Source organism: Pantoea sp. NGS-ED-1003, assembly GCF_000738765.1.
Lineage (GTDB): Bacteria > Pseudomonadota > Gammaproteobacteria > Enterobacterales > Enterobacteriaceae > Pantoea > Pantoea septica.
On the sequence record NZ_JPQA01000011.1, the window covers coordinates 143,452 to 165,246 of the forward strand.

At 57.9% G+C, this 21,795-nt stretch carries 31 protein-coding genes and 2 pseudogenes; 29 read left to right on the top strand and 4 right to left on the bottom strand.

Features of this window, described 5'->3' with window-relative positions:
- Nucleotides 1-102 precede the first annotated feature (102 nt).
- From JS46_RS20150 to JS46_RS20240, 20 genes and pseudogenes are all read left to right on the top strand, one after another.
- On the top strand, nucleotides 103-306 hold the full coding sequence (locus JS46_RS20150) for a tail protein X (protein WP_033755063.1): 204 nt from the start codon (nucleotides 103-105) through the stop codon (nucleotides 304-306).
- Nucleotides 307-308: 2 nt separating this feature from the next.
- Nucleotides 309-518, top strand: a complete 210-nt coding sequence (locus JS46_RS20155; RefSeq protein ID WP_033755066.1) for an HP1 family phage holin — start codon at nucleotides 309-311, stop codon at nucleotides 516-518.
- Complete coding sequence (locus JS46_RS20160) at nucleotides 515-1,024, top strand: lysozyme (RefSeq protein ID WP_033755069.1); 510 nt, start codon at nucleotides 515-517, stop codon at nucleotides 1,022-1,024. The genes JS46_RS20155 and JS46_RS20160 overlap by 4 nt, the downstream gene beginning before the upstream one ends.
- A pseudogene (locus JS46_RS20165) lies at nucleotides 1,024-1,371 on the top strand (LysB family phage lysis regulatory protein); the annotation flags it as partial. The gene JS46_RS20160 and the pseudogene JS46_RS20165, both read left to right, overlap by 1 nt.
- Nucleotides 1,292-1,606 (top strand): annotated as a pseudogene (gene lysC, locus JS46_RS24660) (Rz1-like lysis system protein LysC); the annotation flags it as partial. The pseudogenes JS46_RS20165 and lysC, both read left to right, overlap by 80 nt.
- Nucleotides 1,545-2,000, top strand: a complete 456-nt coding sequence (locus tag JS46_RS20170) for a phage tail protein (RefSeq protein ID WP_033755074.1) — start codon at nucleotides 1,545-1,547, stop codon at nucleotides 1,998-2,000. The pseudogene lysC and the gene JS46_RS20170, both read left to right, overlap by 62 nt.
- 71 nt (nucleotides 2,001-2,071) lie before the next feature.
- Complete coding sequence (locus JS46_RS20175) at nucleotides 2,072-2,662, top strand: phage baseplate assembly protein V (protein WP_033755077.1); 591 nt, start codon at nucleotides 2,072-2,074, stop codon at nucleotides 2,660-2,662.
- Nucleotides 2,662-3,009, top strand: coding sequence for a GPW/gp25 family protein (locus JS46_RS20180; RefSeq protein WP_033755080.1), 348 nt, complete (start codon nucleotides 2,662-2,664; stop codon nucleotides 3,007-3,009). Before JS46_RS20175 ends, JS46_RS20180 begins: the two co-directional genes overlap by 1 nt.
- Nucleotides 3,010-3,013: 4 nt before the next feature.
- Nucleotides 3,014-3,922: a baseplate J/gp47 family protein gene (locus JS46_RS20185; RefSeq protein WP_033755083.1), complete on the top strand. Its 909-nt coding sequence runs from the start codon at nucleotides 3,014-3,016 to the stop codon at nucleotides 3,920-3,922.
- Nucleotides 3,915-4,523, top strand: a complete 609-nt coding sequence (locus tag JS46_RS20190; RefSeq protein ID WP_033755085.1) for a phage tail protein I — start codon at nucleotides 3,915-3,917, stop codon at nucleotides 4,521-4,523. Before JS46_RS20185 ends, JS46_RS20190 begins: the two co-directional genes overlap by 8 nt.
- Nucleotides 4,520-5,941 (top strand): phage tail protein, encoded by a 1,422-nt coding sequence (locus JS46_RS23930; RefSeq protein WP_081876081.1) that lies wholly within the window; start codon nucleotides 4,520-4,522, stop codon nucleotides 5,939-5,941. The genes JS46_RS20190 and JS46_RS23930 overlap by 4 nt, the downstream gene beginning before the upstream one ends.
- A 5-nt stretch (nucleotides 5,942-5,946) precedes the next feature.
- Nucleotides 5,947-6,423: a tail fiber assembly protein gene (locus tag JS46_RS23935; protein WP_235213019.1), complete on the top strand. Its 477-nt coding sequence runs from the start codon at nucleotides 5,947-5,949 to the stop codon at nucleotides 6,421-6,423.
- A 148-nt stretch (nucleotides 6,424-6,571) separates the two neighbouring features.
- The gene (locus tag JS46_RS20210) at nucleotides 6,572-7,741 is read left to right on the top strand and encodes a phage tail sheath protein (RefSeq protein WP_033755087.1); all 1,170 of its coding nucleotides are present in this window, start codon (nucleotides 6,572-6,574) and stop codon (nucleotides 7,739-7,741) included.
- A 12-nt stretch (nucleotides 7,742-7,753) separates the two neighbouring features.
- The gene (locus JS46_RS20215) at nucleotides 7,754-8,263 is read left to right on the top strand and encodes a phage major tail tube protein (RefSeq protein ID WP_033755091.1); all 510 of its coding nucleotides are present in this window, start codon (nucleotides 7,754-7,756) and stop codon (nucleotides 8,261-8,263) included.
- Between the two features lie 51 nt (nucleotides 8,264-8,314).
- Nucleotides 8,315-8,611: a phage tail assembly protein gene (locus JS46_RS20220; RefSeq protein ID WP_033755093.1), complete on the top strand. Its 297-nt coding sequence runs from the start codon at nucleotides 8,315-8,317 to the stop codon at nucleotides 8,609-8,611.
- A 14-nt stretch (nucleotides 8,612-8,625) separates the two neighbouring features.
- Nucleotides 8,626-8,748, top strand: coding sequence for a GpE family phage tail protein (locus JS46_RS23105; RefSeq protein ID WP_051905658.1), 123 nt, complete (start codon nucleotides 8,626-8,628; stop codon nucleotides 8,746-8,748).
- A complete protein-coding gene (locus JS46_RS20225) occupies nucleotides 8,741-11,206 on the top strand; it encodes a phage tail tape measure protein (protein ID WP_033755095.1) in 2,466 nt (821 codons plus the stop codon). Before JS46_RS23105 ends, JS46_RS20225 begins: the two co-directional genes overlap by 8 nt.
- Entirely contained in the window at nucleotides 11,203-11,694 is a 492-nt protein-coding gene (locus JS46_RS20230; RefSeq protein ID WP_033755097.1) for a phage tail protein, read from the top strand. The genes JS46_RS20225 and JS46_RS20230 overlap by 4 nt, the downstream gene beginning before the upstream one ends.
- A gap of 14 nt (nucleotides 11,695-11,708) precedes the next feature.
- The gene (locus tag JS46_RS20235) at nucleotides 11,709-12,833 is read left to right on the top strand and encodes a contractile injection system protein, VgrG/Pvc8 family (RefSeq protein ID WP_033755100.1); all 1,125 of its coding nucleotides are present in this window, start codon (nucleotides 11,709-11,711) and stop codon (nucleotides 12,831-12,833) included.
- Between the two features lie 75 nt (nucleotides 12,834-12,908).
- Nucleotides 12,909-13,118: an ogr/Delta-like zinc finger family protein gene (locus JS46_RS20240; protein WP_033755103.1), complete on the top strand. Its 210-nt coding sequence runs from the start codon at nucleotides 12,909-12,911 to the stop codon at nucleotides 13,116-13,118.
- Nucleotides 13,119-13,296: 178 nt separating this feature from the next.
- Here the strand turns inward: JS46_RS20240 and JS46_RS24275 are convergent, their stop codons facing one another.
- The 4 genes from JS46_RS24275 to JS46_RS20255 form a co-directional block, all read right to left on the bottom strand.
- Entirely contained in the window at nucleotides 13,297-13,500 is a 204-nt protein-coding gene (locus tag JS46_RS24275; RefSeq protein WP_152560722.1) for a hypothetical protein, read from the bottom strand.
- A gap of 237 nt (nucleotides 13,501-13,737) precedes the next feature.
- Complete coding sequence (locus tag JS46_RS23605) at nucleotides 13,738-14,223, bottom strand: DUF3916 domain-containing protein (RefSeq protein ID WP_235213020.1); 486 nt, start codon at nucleotides 14,221-14,223, stop codon at nucleotides 13,738-13,740.
- A gap of 503 nt (nucleotides 14,224-14,726) precedes the next feature.
- Nucleotides 14,727-15,755: a tyrosine-type recombinase/integrase gene (locus tag JS46_RS20250; RefSeq protein WP_033755106.1), complete on the bottom strand. Its 1,029-nt coding sequence runs from the start codon at nucleotides 15,753-15,755 to the stop codon at nucleotides 14,727-14,729.
- A complete protein-coding gene (locus JS46_RS20255) occupies nucleotides 15,755-16,345 on the bottom strand; it encodes a phage repressor protein CI (protein WP_033755108.1) in 591 nt (196 codons plus the stop codon). The genes JS46_RS20250 and JS46_RS20255 overlap by 1 nt, the downstream gene beginning before the upstream one ends.
- 127 nt (nucleotides 16,346-16,472) lie before the next feature.
- Between JS46_RS20255 and JS46_RS20260 the strand changes: the two genes are divergently transcribed.
- The 9 genes from JS46_RS20260 (at nucleotide 16,473) to JS46_RS20295 (ending at nucleotide 21,687) form a co-directional block, all read left to right on the top strand.
- Entirely contained in the window at nucleotides 16,473-16,736 is a 264-nt protein-coding gene (locus JS46_RS20260) for a hypothetical protein (protein ID WP_033755111.1), read from the top strand.
- A gap of 30 nt (nucleotides 16,737-16,766) precedes the next feature.
- Nucleotides 16,767-17,276, top strand: a complete 510-nt coding sequence (locus JS46_RS20265; protein ID WP_033755114.1) for a phage regulatory CII family protein — start codon at nucleotides 16,767-16,769, stop codon at nucleotides 17,274-17,276.
- Nucleotides 17,277-17,285: 9 nt separating this feature from the next.
- A complete protein-coding gene (locus JS46_RS23610) occupies nucleotides 17,286-17,489 on the top strand; it encodes a phage filamentation protein Fil family protein (RefSeq protein ID WP_072010466.1) in 204 nt (67 codons plus the stop codon).
- Nucleotides 17,426-17,767: a DUF5347 family protein gene (locus JS46_RS20270; protein ID WP_033755116.1), complete on the top strand. Its 342-nt coding sequence runs from the start codon at nucleotides 17,426-17,428 to the stop codon at nucleotides 17,765-17,767. Before JS46_RS23610 ends, JS46_RS20270 begins: the two co-directional genes overlap by 64 nt.
- Nucleotides 17,768-17,836: 69 nt before the next feature.
- The gene (locus tag JS46_RS20275) at nucleotides 17,837-18,064 is read left to right on the top strand and encodes a DUF2732 domain-containing protein (protein WP_033755118.1); all 228 of its coding nucleotides are present in this window, start codon (nucleotides 17,837-17,839) and stop codon (nucleotides 18,062-18,064) included.
- A complete protein-coding gene (locus tag JS46_RS20280; RefSeq protein ID WP_033755121.1) occupies nucleotides 18,064-18,291 on the top strand; it encodes a TraR/DksA family transcriptional regulator in 228 nt (75 codons plus the stop codon). Before JS46_RS20275 ends, JS46_RS20280 begins: the two co-directional genes overlap by 1 nt.
- On the top strand, nucleotides 18,288-18,584 hold the full coding sequence (locus JS46_RS20285; RefSeq protein ID WP_033755124.1) for a DUF3850 domain-containing protein: 297 nt from the start codon (nucleotides 18,288-18,290) through the stop codon (nucleotides 18,582-18,584). Before JS46_RS20280 ends, JS46_RS20285 begins: the two co-directional genes overlap by 4 nt.
- A complete protein-coding gene (locus tag JS46_RS20290; protein ID WP_033755127.1) occupies nucleotides 18,581-19,444 on the top strand; it encodes a DNA adenine methylase in 864 nt (287 codons plus the stop codon). Before JS46_RS20285 ends, JS46_RS20290 begins: the two co-directional genes overlap by 4 nt.
- On the top strand, nucleotides 19,441-21,687 hold the full coding sequence (locus JS46_RS20295) for a replication endonuclease (RefSeq protein ID WP_033755129.1): 2,247 nt from the start codon (nucleotides 19,441-19,443) through the stop codon (nucleotides 21,685-21,687). The genes JS46_RS20290 and JS46_RS20295 overlap by 4 nt, the downstream gene beginning before the upstream one ends.
- Nucleotides 21,688-21,795: the final 108 nt, after the last annotated feature.

A 21,795-nucleotide genomic window follows, 5' to 3' on the forward strand; every position in this document is an offset into this window, starting at 1 on the left:
GGCCCGAACCCGGGTCTGCCGACACCACCTCCAGCGGGGAACAACAACAGTGACGCACCATTTTAGCGTGCCCGTCCGCGGGTCCGATGGGGAGCTATCGCCATGAATATCTACGCGCTCCAGGGCGATACGGTCGATGAGATCTGCTATCGCTACTACGGCCGCACGCAGCAGGCGGTCGAGCAGGTTTACGCCGCCAATCCTGGCCTCGCCGAGCGCGGCGTCGTCCTGCCGCACGGCTGTGCGCTGACGCTGCCCGAACTGCCAGACGCAGCCACCGGCGAAACCGTCAATCTGTGGGACTGAAGATGGAGAAAACCAGCTCGCTGATTAACTACCTGGTCAGCCTGTTTCTGATGTGGCTCGGCCGCCACACCATTCAGGATATCGCGTTTCTGGTCGGCTCCGGCGTGGCGGTCATTACCCTGATCGTCAACGTAGCGACCTTTTTCATCAACTGGCACTACCGCCGCAAAACCTATGAGCTTCAGCGCCGGCGCGCAGGGAGGCTGTCGTGAGCCAGACCGCGAAGCGCTGCGCCGTGGTCGCCGTGCTGGCGATCGCCGCGCTGCTGCCGCAGTTTCAGACCCTGAAAATCTCCTCCGGCGGTTTGCAGCTGCTGGCCGACGCGGAGGGGTGCCGCACCTCGCCCTATCAGTGCAGCGCCGGCGTCTGGACCAACGGCATCGGCCATACCGCAGGGGTGACGCCGCAAAGCATCGTCAGCGAGCGCCAGGCGGCGGTCAATCTGGTCGACGACCTGATACGTGTCGAACGCCAGCTCTCTCTCTGCGTGCCGGTGGCGATGCCGCAGCCGGTCTGGGACGCGCTGGCGAGCTTCGCCTTCAACGTCGGCGCCGGCGCCGCCTGCCGCTCGACCCTGGCCAGCTATCTCAATCAGCAGCGCTGGCGCGCGGCGTGCGACCAGCTGCCGCGCTGGATCTACGTCAACGGCGTGAAAAGCGCCGGGCTGGCGCAGCGGCGCGAGCGGGAGCGCGCCTGGTGCCTGCGAGGCGTCCCATGATGCGCCTCTGTCTTGCGCTGTTGGCGGCGCTGCTGCTGGCGCTCGCCTTCACCGGCTGGCGCGGCGCGCAGGTCGGTGCGCAGTTACGCGAGGCGCAGCGCGCCAGCGCCGCGCTCTCCGCCGATCTCGCCAGCCGTGACCAAACGATCGCCCGCCTCAATCAGGAGGCGCAGGCGAACAGCAAACGCGAGGCGGCGCTGCGTCAGCAGCAGAGTCAGGCCAGCCGCCTCGCTCTTAACCGCGAAGTGCAAATAGCGAGGGAAACCGATGCAAACCAGGCGTTACGCGAGTGGTCTGCTGCCGCTCTGCCTGACGATCTTATCCGGCTGCACAGCCGTCCCGCCTTCGACAACGCCCACGATTATCTGGGCTGGCTGTCCGCGCGTGAACAGCTGTCCAGTGCCGGGCAACAGCCTGCAGACGCAGGGCGATCTGGCGGCAGATAACCGCCAGCTAGAGGCTGCGCTCGCGTCTTGCGGGCTGCAGATTGAAACCATTAAAGCGTGTCAGGAGCAACAGGATGCAGAAACCTCAACAGCTACGCGCGGCGCTGAGCCGCAGCGTGCCGCTGCTACAGCAAAACCCGGAGCGGCTGACCATGGCGATCGCCGCCGGAACGGTGGTGGCGACCAGCGCGCCGTCGCTCTCTTTTGAGTATCGCTACCGGCTGGAATTGACCCTCGTCGACCTGCAGCAGGATATCGAGGCCGTTATCGTGCCGCTGCTCGCCTGGCTGCGCGATAACCAGCCGGAAATGATGGGCAACGCCGAGAAGCGACGCAGCGATTTTACCTTCGCCGTCGACGCCGCCGGCGCGCTCCGCATCGGCCTGCAGCTGACCGAGCGCGTGCTGGTCACGCAGCAGGATAGCGCGCTGCAGGTCACCTTTCCCGGCGAGCCGACGCCGCCCGCTAATGACGACGCGCCGCTGCAGCTCTGGGTGCACGGCGCGCTGGTCAGCGAGTGGCAGCGCTAAAGCTGTTCTGTCATCTCTCAGCGGTCGGCGTCGCGTTGCTGGCCGCATGCACCGGAGGTAACACTAGCGACATGAACGAACATATCAGCGAAATCCTGCGCCTGCTGCGCAACCTTATCCGCATCGGCACCGTCTCGGCGGTGGATCCGCAGAGCGGGCGCTGCCGCGTACGCAGCGGCGACAATGAAACCGGCTGGCTGCCGTGGCTCAGCGCCCGCGCCGGACGCTCTCGCGCCTGGAGCGCGCCGTCAATCGGCGAGCAGGTGCTGGTGCTGAGCCTGGGCGGCGAGCTGAATACCGGCTTTATCCTGCCGGGTATTTTCTCCGACAGCCATCCTGCGCCTTCCGCCTCGGCTGATGCGCTGCACTGGGCGTTTCCCGACGGCGCGGTTATCGAGTATGAGCCGCAGAACGGCGCGCTCAGGGCGAGCGGCATTCAGACCGCTCGCCTGCAGGCGGCGACCAGCATCCTGCTCGACGCGCCGCTGGTGGAGTGCAGCGCAAAGCTGAAAACCGCCACGCTGGAGGTGACCGGCGGCGGCACGCTGCAGGGCAACGTGACCCACAGCGGCGGCAGCCTGAGCTCTAACGGCATCGTGGTGGACGCCCATCAGCATGGCGGCGTGAAGTCGGGCGGCGATCTTTCTGGAGGACCGCAGTGATGGCCGAAAGATATATCGGTATGAACCGCGACAGCGGCGCGGCGCTGGCGGAGCTGGAGCATATCCGCCAGTCGGTGCGCGATATTTTGACCACGCCGCTCGGCTCCAGAGTCATGCGTCGCCGCTACGGCTCGCTGCTGTCGGCGCTGATCGACCAGCCGCAAAACCCGGCGCTGCGCCTGCAGATCATGTCCGCCTGTTATATGGCGCTGTTGCAGTGGGAGCCGCGCATTCAGCTGAGCGCTATCAGCTATGAGGCGTCGTATGACGGCGGCATGACGGTAGAGCTTACCGGCAGCCGCAGCGATACGGCGCAAGCATTTTCCCTGACCATTCCCGTGAGCTGAACCTATGGCAACCATTGACCTGAGCCAGCTGCCTGCGCCCGACGTGGTGGAGGCGCTGGATTATGAAACCCTGCTGGCCGAGCGTAAGGCGACGCTGATTTCCCTCTATCCGGCCGAGCAGCAGGCGGCGATAACCCGCACGCTGGCGCTGGAGTCGGAGCCGCTGGTGAAGCTGCTGCAGGAGAACGCCTATCGCGAGCTGATCCTGCGCCAGCGCATCAACGAGGCGGCGAAAGCCAATATGGTCGCCTGGGCGACCGGCGCCGATCTCGACCAGCTGGGCGCCAACAACGGCGTGACCCGACTGACGCTTAGAGCGGCGGACAACAGCACGCTGCCGCCGACCGCGGCGGTGATGGAGAGCGACGACAACTTCCGCATGCGCATCGCCGCCGCGTTCGAAGGACTGAGCGTGGCGGGGCCGAGCGGCGCCTACGAGTATCACGGCAAAAGCGCCGATGGACGCATAGCGGACGTTTCCGCCACCAGTCCGGCGCCGGCGGAGGTGGTGATCACCGTGCTGAGCCGCGAAGGCGACGGCACCGCGCCTGCCGATCTGCTGACCATCGTGGCGAACGCGCTCAACGATGAGGATGTGCGTCCGGTGGCCGATCGCGTTCGGGTGCAGGCGGCCGCTATCGTCAGCTATCGCGTCGACGCGACGCTGTTTCTCTATCCTGGCCCGGAAGCGGAGCCGATCCGCGCCGCCGCCGAAGCGAAGCTGCTCGCCTTTATCAACGCCCAGTCGCGGCTGGGACGCGATATCCGCCAGTCGGCGCTCTACGCCGCGCTGCATGTAGAAGGCGTGCAGCGCGTCGAGCTGGCGCAGCCGGCGGCCGATGTGGTGCTGGATAAAACTCAGGCTGCGTACTGCAGCGGCTACAGCATCACTGTAGGAGGTTCCGATGAGTGATCGGCTGCTGCCGACCGGCTCTTCGCCGCTTGAGGTCGCCGCCGCCAGGGCGTGCGCCGATATCGAGGCGATGCCGGTGCCGCTGCGCCAGTTATGGAACGCGCAGACCTGCCCGGTGGCGCTGCTGCCTTATCTCGCCTGGGCCTGGTCGGTTGACCGCTGGGACGCCGGGTGGAACGAGGCGACCAAACGCAACGTCGTGGCCGCCTCGGAGTACGTGCACCGGCATAAAGGCACCATCGGCTCGCTGCGGCGCATCGTCGAGCCGCTCGGCTATCTGATCCGCATTATCGAGTGGTGGAAAACCGGCGACGCGCCGGGCACGTTTCGCCTTGACGTCGGCGTGCTCGATACCGGCATAACCGAGGAGATGTACAACGAGCTGGAGCGGCTGATCGCCGATGCGAAGCCGTGCAGCCGGCATCTGATCGGCCTTTCTATCAATCTCGATTCAAGCGGAACGCTGCCGGTAGCGGCCGCCAGCTACAGCGGCGACGAGCTAACGGTTTATCCCTACACCCCTGAAATCATCACCGTGAACGGGCCAGGCTACACCGGCTCAGCGGTACATTTAATTGACCTGACGGAAGTGCGCACATGACAACGAAATATTATGCCCTGCTGACCAATCAGGGCGCGGCCAAGCTGGCGAACGCCACGGCGCTCGGCACTAAGCTGCAGATCACTGACATGGCGGTAGGCGACGGCGGCGGCGCGCTGCCGACGCCGGATGCCTCGCAGACGAAGCTTATCGGCGAGAAACGCCGCGCGGCGCTGAATTCATTAAGCGTCGATGCGGCCAACAGCAGCCAGATTATCGCCGAGCAGATTATCCCCGAGAACGAAGGCGGCTTCTGGATCCGCGAAATCGGGCTGTTCGACGCCGACGGCGTGATGATTGCCGTCGCCAACTGCGCCGAGACCTATAAGCCGCAGCTGCAGGAGGGCAGCGGCCGCACGCAGACGGTGCGCATGATTATCATCGTCAACAGCGCCGCGTCAGTGACGCTGAAGATCGACCCGTCGGTGGTGCTGGCGACGCGCCAGTATGTGGATGATGCAGCGATCGAGGTGAAAGCTTATGCGGATGACTTGATGGCAAAACACATTGCCGCAGCTGATCCGCACAAGCAGTATGCGCCAAAAGAGAGCCCGATTTTTACCGGCGCGCCTAAAGCGCCGACGCCAGTCAGCGGCAATAGCACTACGCTGATTGCCACTACGGCATTTGTACAGGAAGCAATAGCGCGGCTAGTAGATTCCGCGCCAGCTGGGCTTGACACGTTAAATGAACTGGCTAACGCGCTAGGTGATGATCCAGATTTTGCTACGACCATAACGAATCAGATCGCTTCACGAGCGCTAATCGCAGGGAATGTTAATCAACAATTTTTTGTCAAAGATTCTACTGCTGACGGTCATGCGGTTAACCGTGGCCAAATGAATACAGCTCTGGCATTGCGGGCATTACTGACTGGTTCTGTGTCGCAGAAGTTCTGGGTAATGAGTGCACCGGCAGATAGCAATGCTGCCGTTCCGGTTTCATTACTCAACGATGGATTAAATAAAAAAGCCAATCTGAATGGTAATGACCAGACAGATTTTTATGTACGTAATAATGGTGAAACAAATGCGGCAGTGAACAACGCGCGTCTGAATTTCGTGCTGGGAAACTATGCGTACAAAGGCGGTGATGCAAACCAGGGATTTGCAGTGGCAGGGGGTAATAATACTTATAGCGCTGTGGCTTATGGGCAGTTTCAGTCAGGTGTAAACGGTAACGGCGCATGGACTAAGTTGCCTGGCGGCGGGCAGTGGTGTCGTCAGAACCTTAACATCTCATCTAAAAGCAGCTTTAGCTGGACATTTCCGGCTGCTTTTGGCAGTACGCCTGCCGTCTTTATTTCTGCCATCAATGGTGATCCTGCTGTCTGGTGCGCAGGCGTCGGGGCACAGAGCGCGATTTTATATAACAACAACGATACAACCCTGAACGTAAACGTTTTGGCTATCTGGTGATCAATATGAGCGAGCAGAAAAATATCACGTCTGAGCAGAGAGATACGGCCCCATTTGCGGCATATAAAAATCGTTATTTCGTCGCGATAAATAATGAAAATTATATTAATGGCATGCTGATTGCTTTTACCGAGGCGGAGGCACAAAACTATAAGTCGCAGAGCCTGTCTGAGGTGTCGCAAGAGCAGTTTGAATCCATCGGGCCAGATTACCAGCTTGTTGATGGCAAGATTGTAAAGGGAGAACCACTTATACCTGTACTATCCAAAGAAGCTAATCAGGCGATACTATTTGCACGGATTCGAGATGCCAGTGAAAAAATACAAACGCTGGCTGATGCGCTTGATTTTGGGATGGGTCAAGAAGGCGATAATGAACGACTGACCGCCTGGAAAAAATATCGCGTTTTGTTGAGCCATGTTGATATATCTAAGCCATTGCCAGAATGGCCTACAGCTCCATTAGCAAGCACAGCAGCTTAAACATGAGCCCCATGACTGGGGCTTTTTTTTGCGTTTGCTCTAGAGTCATTTTTACCTTTGTTCACTCATCCTTCAGTAAACTCTAACCGCATGATTTCTCTCACCTGACCTGACAATCTGAGCGCACCCTCAACACGGAGTGCATCAGATGTCTGATTATCATCACGGTGTACGCGTTGTCGAAATTAATGACGGCACGCGCACCATTTCTACCGTATCCACCGCCGTAGTCGGCCTGGTCTGTACCGCAGACGACGCAGACGCCTCGGCTTTTCCGCTCAACACCCCGGTGCTGCTGACCAACGTGCAGGCCGCTATCGCCAAAGCCGGCAGCAAAGGCACGCTGTCGGCGTCGCTGCAGGCGATTGCCGACCAGTCGAAACCGGTTACCGTCGTGGTTCGCGTCGCCGAAGGGGCGACCGCCGCGGAAACGATCTCCAACCTTATCGGCACCACCGATGAAAACGGCCAGTACACCGGCATGAAGGCGCTGCTCACCGCGCAGACGCAGCTCGACGTTAAGCCGCGCATTCTCGGCGTGCCGGGGCTCGATTCGCAGGAAGTGGCGACCGCGCTGGCAGGCATCGCGCAGCAGCTGCGCGCCTTCGCCTACGTCTCCGCCTGGAACTGCAAAACCATCAGCGAGGCGATGAACTACCGCAAAAACTTCAGCCAGCGCGAGCTGATGGTGATCTGGCCCGACTTCGTCGCCTGGAACACCGCGACCAACGCCGCCGAAACCGCCTTTGCGACGGCGCGCGCGCTCGGCCTGCGCGCCAAAATCGACAACGACACCGGCTGGCATAAAACCCTGTCGAACGTCGGCGTCAACGGCGTGACCGGCATCTCCTCATCGGTCTTCTGGGATCTGCAGCAGAGCGGCACCGACGCCGACCTGCTGAATGAAGCCTGCGTCACCACGCTGATCCGCAAAGATGGCTTCCGCTTCTGGGGCAACCGTACCTGCAGCGACGATCCGCTCTTTGTCTTTGAAAACTACACCCGCACCGCGCAGGTGCTGGCCGACACTATGGCCGAAGCGCACATGTGGGCCAACGACAAGCCGCTGACGCCGGTGCTGGTGCGCGAAATCGTGGCGGGCATCAACGCCAAATTCCGCGAGCTGGTTAACGCCGGCTACCTGCTGGGCGCCTCCTGCTGGTATGACGAAAGCGCTAACGACGCCGCTACCCTGAAGGCGGGCAAACTCTTTATCGACTACGACTACACGCCGGTACCGCCGCTGGAAGATCTGACGCTGCGCCAGCGCATCACCGACACCTATCTGGCGAACTTCGCCGCATCCGTTAACAGCTGAGGAGCCGGATAAATGGCACTACCCCGCAAACTGAAAGGGTTGAACCTTTTCAACGATTCAAACAGCTATCAGGGCGTTGTCTCTTCCGTCACCCTGCCAAAACTCTCCCGCAAGCTGGACGCCTATCGCGGCGGCGGCATGAATGGCGCCGCCTTTATCGATAACGGTCTGGACGACGACGCGCTCGATATGGAGTGGACCATCGCCGGTATGGACGACCTGGTGCTGACGCAGTGGGGCGGTTCCGCCGTACCGCTGCGCTTCACCGGCTCCTACCAGCGTGACGACACCGGCGAAGAGATCGCGGTGGAGATTGAGGTGCGCGGCCGTCATCAGGCGTTCGACTTCGGCAAAGCCAAACAGGGCGAAGATACTGAAACCAAAATCACCACCAAAAACACCTACTTCAAACTCACCTGGAACGGTAAAGAGCTGATCGAGATCGACACCGTCAACATGGTCGAGAAGGTCAATGGCGACGATCGCCTTGCCCAGCGCCGTAAAAACCTCGGCCTGGCTTAACCCTGACGCCAGCGCCTGGCGCTGGCTTTTTCACCTGTATGAGAGAGAAACATGGAACAGCAAGAGAATATGGTTGAGCTGGAAACCCCGCTGAAACGCGGCGATGCCACGATCGCGCAGGTTGAGCTGATTAGGCCGAGCGCCGGCTCGCTGCGCGGCGTGCGCCTTGCCGATCTCGCATCAAGCGACGTCGATGCGCTGCTGACGGTGCTGCCGCGCATCACGCTGCCTGCGCTGACCAAAGCGGAGTGCAACAGCCTTGACCCGGTAGATCTCATCGCGCTCGGCGGCAAGGTGATTGGTTTTTTGCAAGCGAAGTCGGCAGCGTCGACTGGCCCGGCGGACTGACGGTCAACGATCTGATGGCTGATATCGCCGCCATTTTTCACTGGCCCCTTTCTGAAATGAACGATCTGCCGCTGGCCGAGCTGCTCGACTGGCGGCATAAAGCCCTGATCCGCAGCGGAGCAAATACGGATGAGTGAAGACCTCAAACTGCAGGCGCTGCTGAAGGCGGTTAATCAGGCACTGCGCCCGCTACAGAGCCTCCAGAACGAAACGCAAAACGTCGCCAGTTCGATTGCCGATACGCAACAGAGCCTGGCGGCGCTGCAGGCGCAGTCGGCGAAAATCGATGGCTTTCGCGCCGCCAGCCGCCAGCTGAGCGACACGCAGCAGCAGCTTAAACAGGCGAAGGCGGAAACGGCGGCGCTGGCGCTGGCGCTGGCGATGCGCGCCAGCGGTCAACCTGCGGAGCAGCAGAGCCGCGCGCTGGAAAAGGCGCGTCAGCATACCGCCGCGCTGCAAAGCCAGGCGCAGAGCCTGCGTCTGGCCGTGCAGCAGCAGCGCGCGAGCCTGAACGACGCGGGCATCTCCACGCGCAGCCTGAGCAGCGAGCAGCTGCGGCTGAAAGCGGCCGCGGCGCAGGCCAACCAGCACCTTAACGGTCAGCAGCAGCAGCTTCAGCGGCTGAACCATCAGCAGGAGCGCCAGAACCAGACGGCGGAGCGCTACCGTAAAGGGCAGGCGCTGGCGGGCCAGATCCGCAGCGCCAGTGCTGCGGGCATTGGCCTGGCGAAAACGGGTTTTACTGCCGGCGCCGCGCTGCTGCGTCCCGGCTACGAGCTGGCGCGCGCCGATGCCGCACTACAGGCCAAAACCGGCCTGCAGAAAGGATCGCCGCAGGCCGTCGCACTGGATAAACAGGCGCGCAGCCTCAGCGTGCAGACCGGCGTTCCGGCGCAGGCGGTGGCGCAGACCCAGCTCGATATCGCCCAGGCGGGCGGCTCGGTCGATGACATCGCCTCCGCGACGCCGGTGGCGCTGAACATGGCGCAGGTCAACAGCCACTCGGCGGCGGACAACGCCGGTCTGCTGATGGACGCGAAAAGCGCGTTCGGCCTCGACAGCGGCGATATCGCCCACCTTGGCGATGTGCTTAACTCCACCCTCGACCAGACCGGCATGAAGTTTGAAGATCTGAGCAGCGCGCTGAGCAGCGTCGCGCCGGTGGCGAAAAGCGCCGGCGTCGGCGTTGAGCAGACCTCCGCCATGCTGGGACTGCTGGCGCAAAATCATATTACCGGCGCGGCGGCGGGCGAAGAGGTTAGCGCGATCCTGACGCGGCTGCAGACACGCGACGGCAAGGGCGCTATCGCCGCGCTTGGCGTGTCCACTCGCGACGAAAACGGCGACACACGGCAGATCCTGCCGCTGCTGAAAGATATTCAGGCCGCGTTCGCCAGTAAGGGGATGGATGCGGCGCAGCAGGCGGACGCGCTGAAGAGCATCGTCGGCGCGAAGGCAGCCTCGTCAGCCTCGCTGCTGACGCGGGGCGCTGCCAGCGGCGAACTGGAAACGCTCACCGCCTCGGTACAACACGCCGACGGCGGGACGGCGCGCATGGCGCAGGCGCAGCAGGACAGCCTCGGCGGGGATCTGCAAAAGCTGGACGCCTCGAAGGCGGCTATCGGCGTTGACCTCTTTGCACCACTTGAAGGCCCGCTGCGCACGCTGACGCAGGAGGCGACACAGTTCCTGCAGACCATTGACCAGTGGCTGCAGGATAACCCGACGCTGGCGAGCGGCATCGCAACGGCGGCGGCGGTGGCGCTGACCTTTGTCGGCGCGCTGGGCGCTATCGGCATGGCGGTCTGGCCGGTGGTCAGCGGCGTCGGCGCCATCATGGCCGGGGTCGAGATCCTCGGCGGCCTGTTCACCGTGGTGGGCGGCGCTATCGTCACCGCCATCGGTGCCATCACCTTGCCGGTAGTCGCTATCGTTGCGGCCATTGTCGGCGGCGCGCTGCTGATCCGTCAGTACTGGGAGCCCATCAGCGCCTTTATCAGCGGCGTCGCACAGGGTTTCTCCGCGGCGATGGGGCCGATCGGCGACGCCTTTGCGCCGCTGCAGCCAGTATTTGCCTGGGTGACGGATAAGATTAAGTCGGTGTGGAACGGCTTTACGCAGCTGCTGGAGCCGGTGAAAGCGACGCAGGAGCAGCTGGCCGCCGCCGGCGATATGGGGAAAAGCTTTGGCAATATGCTCGCCGAGGCGCTAAAGATCCCCGGCCACGCGCTGGACCAGCTCACCAGCGGTATCGACTGGGTGCTGAACAAGCTCGGTATCGCCAGCAGTAAAAGCAAAGCGCTAAAGGCGGATCTGCCGCCAGACGCGGCGGCCCCTGAGAGCAGCGCCGCGCCCGCCGCCAGCGGGCTGCAAAGTAACCTGCTGACCAGCGGTCCGACCTACCGGCCGGTAGTGGCGCCCGCCGCGGGCAGCATGACGCAGCAGAACGCTTACACCAGCAATATTACGGTCAATGCGCCAGCTGGCATGGATGCTCATGAGATTGGACGGGTTGTGCAGCAGCATTTAGATCAACAGCAGTTTGAGCAGCAAAACCGGCAGCGCAGCGCCATGACAGGAGGATTCTATCCATGATGATGATCTACGGCATGCTGCCCTTTATGCGGCAGACACTGCCCTATAACCAGCTGATACACAGCAGCGGCTGGAACTGGACCAGCAACAGCCGCGTCGGCAGGCGCCCTGCAGCGCAGTTTACCGGCAAAGACAGCGACAAAATCTCTCTGAGCGGCGAGCTGCGCCCGGAGCTGACCGGCGGTCCGGTTAAGGCGCAGGCGTTTCAGCTGCTGGCTGACGAAGGGCGCGCCTGGCCGCTGATCGGCGGCGACGGCACCATCTACGGCATGTATGTCATCGAGAGCTTTAAGACCACGCACAGCGACTTCTACGCCGACGGCAGCGCGCGCGTGATTGCCTTTACCCTCGACCTGATGCGCGTCGACGAGTCGCTGGTCTCGATGTTCGGCGACCTGAAAGCGCAGGGCAGCGCGCTGTGGGCGAAGGCGGAAGCGGCGGCGGGCAATCTCTCTTCAGGCATTGCGGCGGGAGGCTTCTCACTGTGAGTGAACTCGGCGCGATGGCGATTAAGGCGGGCAGCCGGCCGGCGCCCGATTTTATGCTGTGGATCGGCAGCAAAGATGTAACGCCCAATCTGCGCGATCGGCTGATCTCGCTGACGCTTACCGATAATCGCGGCTTCGAAGCGGATACGCTGAACCTTGCTCTGGACGACAGCGACGGCCTGCTGCAGCTGCCGCAGCGCGGCACGGTCGTATCGCTGTTCCTGGGCTGGGTTGGCCAGCTGCACAATAAGGGCGACTATACGGTCGATCAGGTGAGCCATGGCGGCGCGCCCGATGTGCTGACCATTGTGGCGCGCAGCGTCGATTTTCGCGGGGAGCTGGGCAAGGCGCGTGACCTCTCTTATCACGACGCCACGCTTGGCAGCATCGTGACGCAGATAGCCCAGCGCTGCGGATTGATTTTGCAGATGGCGGAAGGGTTTGCCGGGATCAAGATCGATCATATCGATCAGACCCACGAAACCGATCCCAGCTTTGTCACTCGCCTGGCGCAACGCTATGGCGCGGTCGCGGTTATTAAAGCGGGGCGGCTGCTTTTTTTGCGGCCCGGCAGCGGCCAGTTAGCCAGCGGCGGCGCGATACCCACGGTGACGCTGACGCGCCAGGATGGCGATAAACACAATTTCATCATCGCCGATCGCACCACTTATAGCGGCGTGCAGGCGCGATGGCTCTCAACAAAAGAGGCGAAAACGCATGTGGTGCAGATGCAGCGCAAGGCAAAGGCCACGAACGAGGCTGCGGTTGCCCATCCCGATGCGCAAAGCGCGCCGCAGTTAACGGGTAAGCAGGAAGGGGATTATCTTTCCGGCGCGAAAGAGAGCCTGCTGGTGCTGCCGGACGTTTTTAGCAGCGAAGAGGCGGCGATGCAGGCAGCGCAGGCGAAGTGGAACGAGATTCAACGCGGCGCGGCTCACTTTACCTTTCAGCTGGCAAGCGGACGCGCGGATCTCTATCCTGAAACGCCGGTCAGGGTCAGCGGCTTTAAAGCGGTGATTGATGCCAGCGCCTGGGTGATCAGCAAGGTGACGCACAATCTGACCGTTAACAACGGTTTTACCACCACGCTGGAGCTGGAGAACGACATCACGGATGTGGAATATGAGAGAATTAACTAACTAATAGTTAATTAATTTGCTTTTTGTGAGTTATTTGAGTGATAATGACCGCGTCAACTACTGAGGAACTCACAAATGATGCATTGTCCGCTGTGTCAGAGCGCTGCCCACACGCGCAGTAGCCGTTACATCTCTAACGAGACCAAAGAGCGCTATAACCAGTGCCAGAACATCAACTGCAGCTGCACCTTTAAAACGCATGAGAGCGTGACCGGCATGATTGTGACGCCGGGTAAAATCGAAAAGGTGGCGATAGCGAAGAAGCAGCCTGAGGTTCGAGCCTGAGCGTTTGAGTGTTTGAAAAGCAAAGCCCGCGTAAGCGGGTTTTTTTATGGCGGCAGCGCCGCCTCTTGGAGTTCTGGCGATAAGTGTATGGGGGGCAGGGAGCTTGCCGCGTTAGCAATAACTATTACCGATAAAACTCTGGCTAACACAAACCTTCTGAGAAGGTGGTTTGTGTTTATTACCAGCTAAGTTCTTGTTTGGTGGCTTTGGCGTTCTGTTTGTACATCATTTCAAGCGTTGTGTAGGTGCACATATCCAGCGTTCCCTGACAGTAATCTTTGATGACGCGATCTAATACGGTCCTGTCGCTCACTTTTGTGAGTTTTTTAAATGCAGTCAGGTTCTGCTTTTCCATCATGCGTAAGGTGGTCGGCTGGCACATATCTAGCTGACCGTCGTATTGTTATTCCCTTACTGCGAAAAGTGGAGGAATAGGTGCGGGCGTTAACGCTTCCGCCCCCGATTTTCCCTGTATATACTACAGAAAGTGGGAAGTAGTAAGACCTGTTAGGTGCTTATTCATACTTTCCCGGTGTCACTAGTCACTTAGTAAAATCCATACTGATATTTCGCTTTTTTCCTGAAGCGAATGCCCAATTAGAAGTAGAATACAGCACTTTCATATGACTTGACCATAATACCAACGCTCTTCGGTATACCATTCATCACGATCCTCACTCCCGTAGTATTCGAGTGTAATACCAAGTTCTTGCACATTAGCTGGAAGAATCAGACCCCACTCAGTAGCAAGGCTGCGTTCTTTAATCAAAGTAGAGGCACCATTTTCAGAACGGTCTTCAGTAATAAAACTTTGGTAATAGTCTTCTGAATGATACAGACAGATTTCGCTTGCAAACATATCAGGAAGGCATATAGCAGCTGTAATACGAGGACGTAAATCCATATCTGCAGTTACCGCTATAAGATTTGAACAGGCGTTAATCATGGCTTGCGCGCAAGCTGCCTTATTTTCAAGCGTACTATACTTTCCCTGAACAAGATTGACATCCACAGGGATTTTGAAATTCCAGTAATGCTCATTTTCAGGAAACAGGGCTCGCTCAGGGCAGTTAAAAGTATTAGCCCAACGGTTAAGAGCTTTCAAGCGGCGTGGAATGTTTCTAATTTTGGTTCGGTGATCTCTGTTAAGCCGCCTGCTCATAGATATTTTATATTTTAACCTGTTCAAATGGTTTAGGCTGTAATGCAGCACAAAATCATAGTGTGCTCAAATTCCAGCTAATTGTACATATTAATGTAACTCATTTGCCTAAATTTGAAATCTCTTATGTCTGCTTTCCGCTCAAAGCGGATATTACATTGCTGAGCAGCTTCATGTCACAGGTGACCTAATCGTTACGTAGCCTTAGGGTTATATCAGCTTAAAGCAATGAGATTGCCTGATGTTGGGGGGAAGAGCGACTTTGAACTACTTCAGGCTGGTCTCCTATGAGTATTCTGGAAACCAACTTTATGTAAGTCTTTAATAATTTGGTGGCCCCTGCTGGGTTTGAACCAGCGACCAAGCGATTATGAGAACTATGCGCAGCAACGGAAAAACAATAGTTTGCGTTTAAAATCAGGAACATATTGTGACAATGATAGCCTCTATTTGCCATCATTAACCATCTCTACCGCCACTTTACCGCCACTTGTAGCCAGCGGGTTTAGCTTTGCAGCCTCTTCTAAATGGTCTGGCGCGAAGTGGGCATAGTGCATTGTCATTTTGATATCTGTATGCCCTAAAACGCGCTGTAAAACTAAAAGATTTCCGCCGTTCATCATAAAGTGACTTGCAAAAGTATGGCGTAAAACATGCGTAAGCTGGCCTGCAGGTAACTCAATTCCCGTTCTTTCTAATGCTGAGCGAAATGCGCCGTAACAATCTGAGAATATTCTGCCGGTCTTATTATCAGGGATGATTTTATAAATATCCTCAGTGATGGGGACTGTCCTGTTTTTTCGGCCCTTAGTTTTTGTAAAGGTGATTTTGTATTTAGTGATCTGACTTCTTCTCAGACCCTCGGCTTCTGACCAGCGCGCGCCAGTTGCAAGGCAAATTTTTACCAAAGCTTCTAATTCTTTGTATTCACTCTTTTTGCATTCAGACAACAAGCAATTAATCTGCTCATGAGTGAGCCAGGCCATTTCGGATTCTTCGGTGCGGAATGGCCGTACGTGTTTTAGAGGATTATCACCTTTCCATTCACCTAATCGGCTTAGCTCGTTAAACACGGCGCGGAAATAGGCAAGCTCTAAATTAAGCGTGCGCGGCGAAACTTCGGTTACACGATTTGAGCGAGCAAAATCACCTTTCAATCTGCGCTCACGATAGCGAGAAAACATCTGCGCATCGAAATCTTTAGCCAGCGGTTCCCCCATACATTCAAAGGCATGATTCATGGCTTTCTGTCGCTTTTCACCATCCTTTAAGGTGATCCCGTGCGCGCCATACCAAGAGGTTATCAAGTCCTTCAGTGTGCGACGGTCTTCTTTTTCCTCATGCCAGGGCTGTTGAACCTTATGCTGCTCGTAGGCGATTGCCTCACCTTTGGTGGCGAATTTGGTGCGAGTGCGCTTGCCGTTGTGATAAATCTCACAGAGCCAGCCGCCAGAGGGCAATTTCCTTACTGACATTAAGCAACCTCTTTGAAAATACCAACGACACGCCCTAAAACCTTGATCTCATCCATCCCACATTCGAAAGAAACTTTCCCGCCAGCAACATGCAATTTCTTACCGGGAAGAACAGTAAGTTCTCGTACGCTGACTACTCCATCCACATCAATAAGCTTAAGGCCATCGGTGACGGTCGGGCTCTCATCGACAAAGTAAAGGGAGGATTCGGCCGCAATACACCTGAGATTTTCCAGATCATAAGAAGAGTGGCGAGTGTCTAATTTGTAGTCACCAGAAGCCTGTAATTTGCCTTCACTCAATGTGAATTTTTTAAGCGAAGCAATACCATTTTTCGGTAGTCCGCCGGGCGAGTTGGCTTCGGGCTTCTCGCCTTCCCCTGTCAGAATCCAGTGAAGATCTACGCCCGTTTCAAGAGCGCAAATCGCCGCAAAATCATATGAAACGCTATCTCGTGAATAGCGATTTGATAAAGAACTAGCTGCAATATCGAAGTGGCTCGCCAGCTGGATTTTTTGGGTAAAGCCATAGACAGAGCAGATTCTGTCAAGGATTTGCACGTTGTCTAACTTCGATACATCGAATTTCATTTGTTTATCCGTATTGACCGATTAGCTAATCGGTAGTAAATTTCGGTTTATCGAAACGCACTGATGGCAAACGTTGGCAAAACTAGGCAATCAGTGACAATCATTGGCTAACTGGGAATGATGCAATATGGCTTCTGAAATCGCAATCATCAAAGTGCCAGCGCCTGTCGTAACTGCTGAGCAGTTCGCAGAGCTGGAAGGTGTTTCCCGTCGTACCGTTTATCGCTGGACTACCGGCGACAACCCGAAACTGCCAATCGAGCCGCGCACCATCCGCAAAGGCTGCAAGAAGGCGGGCGGGCCGATCCGTATCTACTACGCACGCTGGAAAGAAGAGCAGTTGCGTAAAGCGTTCGGGCATTCCCGTTTCCAGCTCATTATTGGCGGCTAATTCACATTAAGTGAATAGGGAGATTCGCACATGTTTGATTTTAAGACTTCCACCCATAACCACTATGACGACGCCTGCCGCAAGTTTGCGCTCACGCACAACATGGCAGAACTGGCGCAGCGAGCAGGTATGAAAGTGCAGACCCTGCGCAACAAGCTTAACCCGGAGCAGGTGCATCAGCTGACCGTTCCAGAAGTGCTGTTGCTTACCGACCTGACCGAAGACGCCACGCTGATGGACGGCATGCTGGCGCAGCTGCAATGTCTGCCGTGTGTACCGGTTAACGAGCTGGCAAAAGAGAAGTTTCCGACGTACGTGCTTAAGGCGACCGCCGAAGTCGGGCATATGGCCGCTAACGCCGCGAACCCGGAACGCATTACAGCAACCTGTCGTCGCGGCATTCTTGAAGCGGCCAATACCGGGATCCGCTGCATGATGCTGGCCGCGCTCGCCGTGCAGAATCGCGTTCACTCCAACCCAACTTTAGCCTCAACCGTTGACGCTATCAGCGGGCTGGGTGCTTCGATTGGCATCAGCTGAGGGCGCACGATGATTTCATTTGCGGCACGCCTCAAGCGTCAGAGTCCGTCAATGTCATACGGGCATGGCTGGATTATGGGCGAGAACGGCAAGCGCTGGCATCCGGTACTGAGCCAGCAGGTACAGGTAAAAGAGCAAAGAGGTAAAGCATGGCTATCGAGGGCGATTCAATGCTGGTTGAGCTTTCTGCCGGCCAACGGGTTTCGGCGCTGAATCACGTTGCCTTAATCCGCGCGCAGCTGATGGGCGGCAACTGTGAAAAAGATATGACCCGTTTTTTCTCTGAAATGCGCGATGTGACAGACAGTAATTATCAGGACAACAAGCGCGCACTGAGCGCGATTCTCTTCCTGGCAAACATCGGTAAAGACAGGCACGAGGCTGAATTTAGTGAACTGACTACTGATGAAAGAGCGGCGCTTATTCGTGCAATGAATCATCTAAAAGCAGTCGTGAGTTTATTTCCGAAGCGAATGGCTCTGCCTAATTAAATAACCCCAAGCAAATAAATGGCGTACACCCGCCGGGCATTCTTTTGCCCAAATTCTGGAGAAAGTGAAATGCGAAATATCGAGAAATTTAATTTTGACGCTGACACCGAGGCGCTGGCCGCAGTTATCACCAAGGCGCGCATTGAGGAGCGCAAAGACCGCGCGCTGGCCGTGTCTGAGCGCCTTGTTGAGCTGGCCGTGCACGTACATCAGCGAGGGCTTTCCGGCATCGAAGCTGCTGACCTGATCCGCCGCGAGGCAGAGCGCTATCAGAACGAATCACAGGAGCTGCACTAATGGCCGACTCAATGGACATGGCGCAAGCGCGCGCTGAAGAGCTGCTGGCGCGCAACATCGCCAGCGTGGTTAATCGTCCGGTCAGCGTTGGGGCTTCATTCTGTGAAGACTGCGACGCCCCGATCCCGGAACAGCGCCGCCGCGCCGTGCGTGGCGTAACTCGCTGTGTCAGCTGTCAGGACATGGCCGAACGGTACGCGAAAGTTTTAAAAGGTGGTGCAGCATGAGCGCAATTCATGATTTGAAAATTGGGCCTTTGTATTTCGAGGCGGTATCAAGCGGCAATAAAAAAGCTGAATTAAGAAATAATGACCGAGATTTTAAATGCGGTGATTATCTGCTTCTACGTGAATGGGAAGGGGAATATACAGGGCAGAAATTATTAGTGGTTGTTACTCATATTCTGCCAGTTGAAAACCTGATCCCCGGCGCAGGGAGTTGGGTAATCCTTTCTTTTAGGAGTATTGATGAAAACGATACTTTTAAAATCTTGTCCGCTAATTTTGGAGGCGCTGTATGAGCACCATCCTGAAATGGGCGGGCGGCAAGACCCGCGTAATGCCGAAGCTGCTTACGCACCTGCCAGCAGGTGATCGCCTGGTCGAGCCCTTCGCCGGTTCCTGCGCGGTGATGATGAGCACCGATTACCCTTCCTATCTGGTTGCGGATATTAATCCCGACCTGATCAACCTGTACCGCCAGATAAAGGAGCACACCCGCCCCTTTATCGTTGTGGCGGCCAGCCTGTTCAATCAGAACACAACCGGGGAAAGCTATTACGCTGTCCGGGAGGCGTTTAATCACAACCCGGCGCTGCCCCTGCTGGAGCGCGCCGCGCACTTCCTGTACCTGAACCGCAACGGCTATCGCGGCCTTTGCCGCTATAACCGTCGCGGCGAGTTCAATATCCCTTTTGGTAATTACTCAAAACCCTATTTCCCGCTGGCAGAAATTGAGGCATTCGCGGAAAAGGCGCAGCGTGCGACGTTTATCTGCGCCGACTTCCGCGAGACGCTGCGCCTGACTAAAGCTGGCGATGTGGTGTACTGCGATCCGCCATATGACGGGACGTTTTCGGACTACCACTCAGCGGGCTTTAACAAGGATGAGCATCACGATCTGGTCAGCATGCTGATGGACGTCTCCGAGCGCTGCCCGGTTGTCGTTTCAAACAGCGACACCCTCTACACCCGCAGCATTTTTCGCGCATTTGACATTACCAAAATCAGCGTAGCCCGCTCGGTTGGCGTTGCCGCCGGTGAGGGCAAGCGCGCCTCGGAAATCATCGCCGTGCGCCGTCCACAGGGGAGCGCAGTTTTTGTCGGCGTTGATCCGGCGGCAGGCGCTGGCTGGTCTGCAGAAGTGCAGGCGGTTCAATGATTCAGGAATACGCTTACCCGTGGAATGCTCCACGGGAAGCCATCGCCAGCCCGTACCCCACCTATGAGGAGGTGCACAGCCGCAATCAGATGAATGCGGCTTTGGCGCGTGCGCAGGAGCTACTCGAAAAGCAGCCGACGCTGATCCAGCTCGACGTCAGGCGTCGCGTCAGCGAGCTTGAAAAGACCCAGGGCATTGCCCGTGCCAATGCGTACTTAGCAAAGACATTTGTTGAGCGCACATTGCCACGCGTTGAATGCGTCAGTGAGCAGTACCGCCTCGAGGAAATGAGCAGCGGCACGTTTAACCTGCTGGCAGGCAACGCCGTTCAACAGGCTGGCGCGGCCAGCGCGGCCGGTACGCTGTGGGAACTGATGCGCCGCTTCAACCGCCTGCCGGATATGGCGCGCGCCGACGTCGATCTGCTGGCCGGGGATGTGGCTAATTTCATCCTCGCCGAGCTGGTACAGGCGCACGCGCAGGCCAGCGACGAGTCGGATTACCGTTACACACACCGCGTTTACATGACCGCCGCCACTATCACCCGTGAACTGAGCCAGACGCCGCCGCTGTGGGAAAAGGTCACGTCCCGCCTGTTCGACCCGGAGGAAGTGACCCCGGCGATCATGCGTATGCAGACCGAAAAGTGGTGGAAGGGCCGCCTTCGCCGCGTCGCCGCGTCTTGGCGCGAGCACCTGCAGATTGCCCTGGCTAACGTCAGCAAAAAACATACCCCCTACGCCAGCAGCATGACCGTCTCAGAGTGGCGCGAGCAGAAGCGCCGCACCCGTGAGTTTCTGAAGGGCATGGAGCTGGAAGACGAGGAAGGCAACCGCATCAGCCTGATCGAAAAGTACGACGGCAGCGTAGCCAACCCGGCGATCCGCCGCTGCGAGCTGATGACCCGCATTCGCGGCTTCGAAAACATCTGCAACGAGATGGGCTTTATCGGCGAGTTCTACACGCTGACCGCCCCGGCGCGCTATCACGCCACAATCAAGACCGGCCATCGCAATCGCAAGTGGAATGGCGCCAGCCCGGCCGACACCCAGCGCTACCTCTGCGGCGTCTGGCAAAAAATCCGCGCCAAACTGCACCGCGAAGAAATCCGCATCTTCGGGATCCGCGTTGCCGAGCCTCATCACGACGCGACCCCGCACTGGCACATGCTGATGTTTATGCGTCCCGAACAGGTTGAGCGCGTGCGCGAGATTATGCGCGACTACGCCTGGCAGGAAGACAGCGGCGAGCTGAAGACCGACAAGGCCCGCAAGGCCCGCTTTCACGCGGAGGCTATCGACCCGGAGAAGGGCAGCGCGACGGGCTACGTTGCTAAGTACATTTCCAAGAATATCGACGGCTACGCGCTGGACGGCGAGACGGACGACGAAAGCGGCAAAGACCTGAAGGAAACCGCCTCGGCCGTTTCCGCCTGGGCGGCCCGCTGGCACATCCGACAATTCCAGTTTGTGGGCGGCGCGCCGGTGACGGTTTACCGCGAGCTGCGCCGCATGGCTGACAGCGACACCGCGCACGGCCTCAGCGTTGAGTTTGCGGCCGCGCATGACGCTGCCGATGCGGGAGACTGGGCAGGATACGTCAATGCACAGGGCGGCCCGTTCGTTCGCCGCGACGAGCTGGCCGTGCGCACCTGGTATCAGGCCAGCGATGACGTGAACGAATACGGCGAGGAAACCGTGCGCATAAAGGGCGTTTATGCAACTGAAGTTGGCGAAGATACGCCGATCCTCACCCGTCTCGCGCAGTGGAAGATTGTGCCGAAACGTGCCGTTGATTTGGGTTTTGAATTTAAGGACGCGTCCGCGTCCTCTCGGAGTTCTGTCAATAACTGTACGGGAGGTTTGAGATCTGAGGATCCGAACCCGCCGGAAAGTTTCGACAATATCGACCTGGACGGCATGAGCAGACGAGAAAGACGGCAGCTGCTGAGCCGGATCAGGGCACAGGAGCCAGAGAAAAGACATCGGCAGCTGAGGCGGTCGGACAAAATCGAGGCCGCATGCGACAACGTGATAGGCCAGGTGAAGGAATTATGCGGTGAAACCATCAGCCGCGGTCTGGCCGTGCGCCTGATTGGCGGCACGCAGACCAAGATCGCCGGCCGCCTGTTCCGCAGCTCGGCTTATGGCGATCTGTTCCGGCCAAAAGTTGAGGCCGATAAAGCAGGAATATTAGAAAGATTTAACAGACTCGCTGAATTGGCCAGGTCTAACAAAGCCTGATTGATGGGCCGTTTTGGTAAAGCATTGACAAAAAATTGATGTAGATACGGTTTTGGGCGATAGGGGTGCGATGTAAATAAAACGCATCTATATCAGGTAGATAAAAAG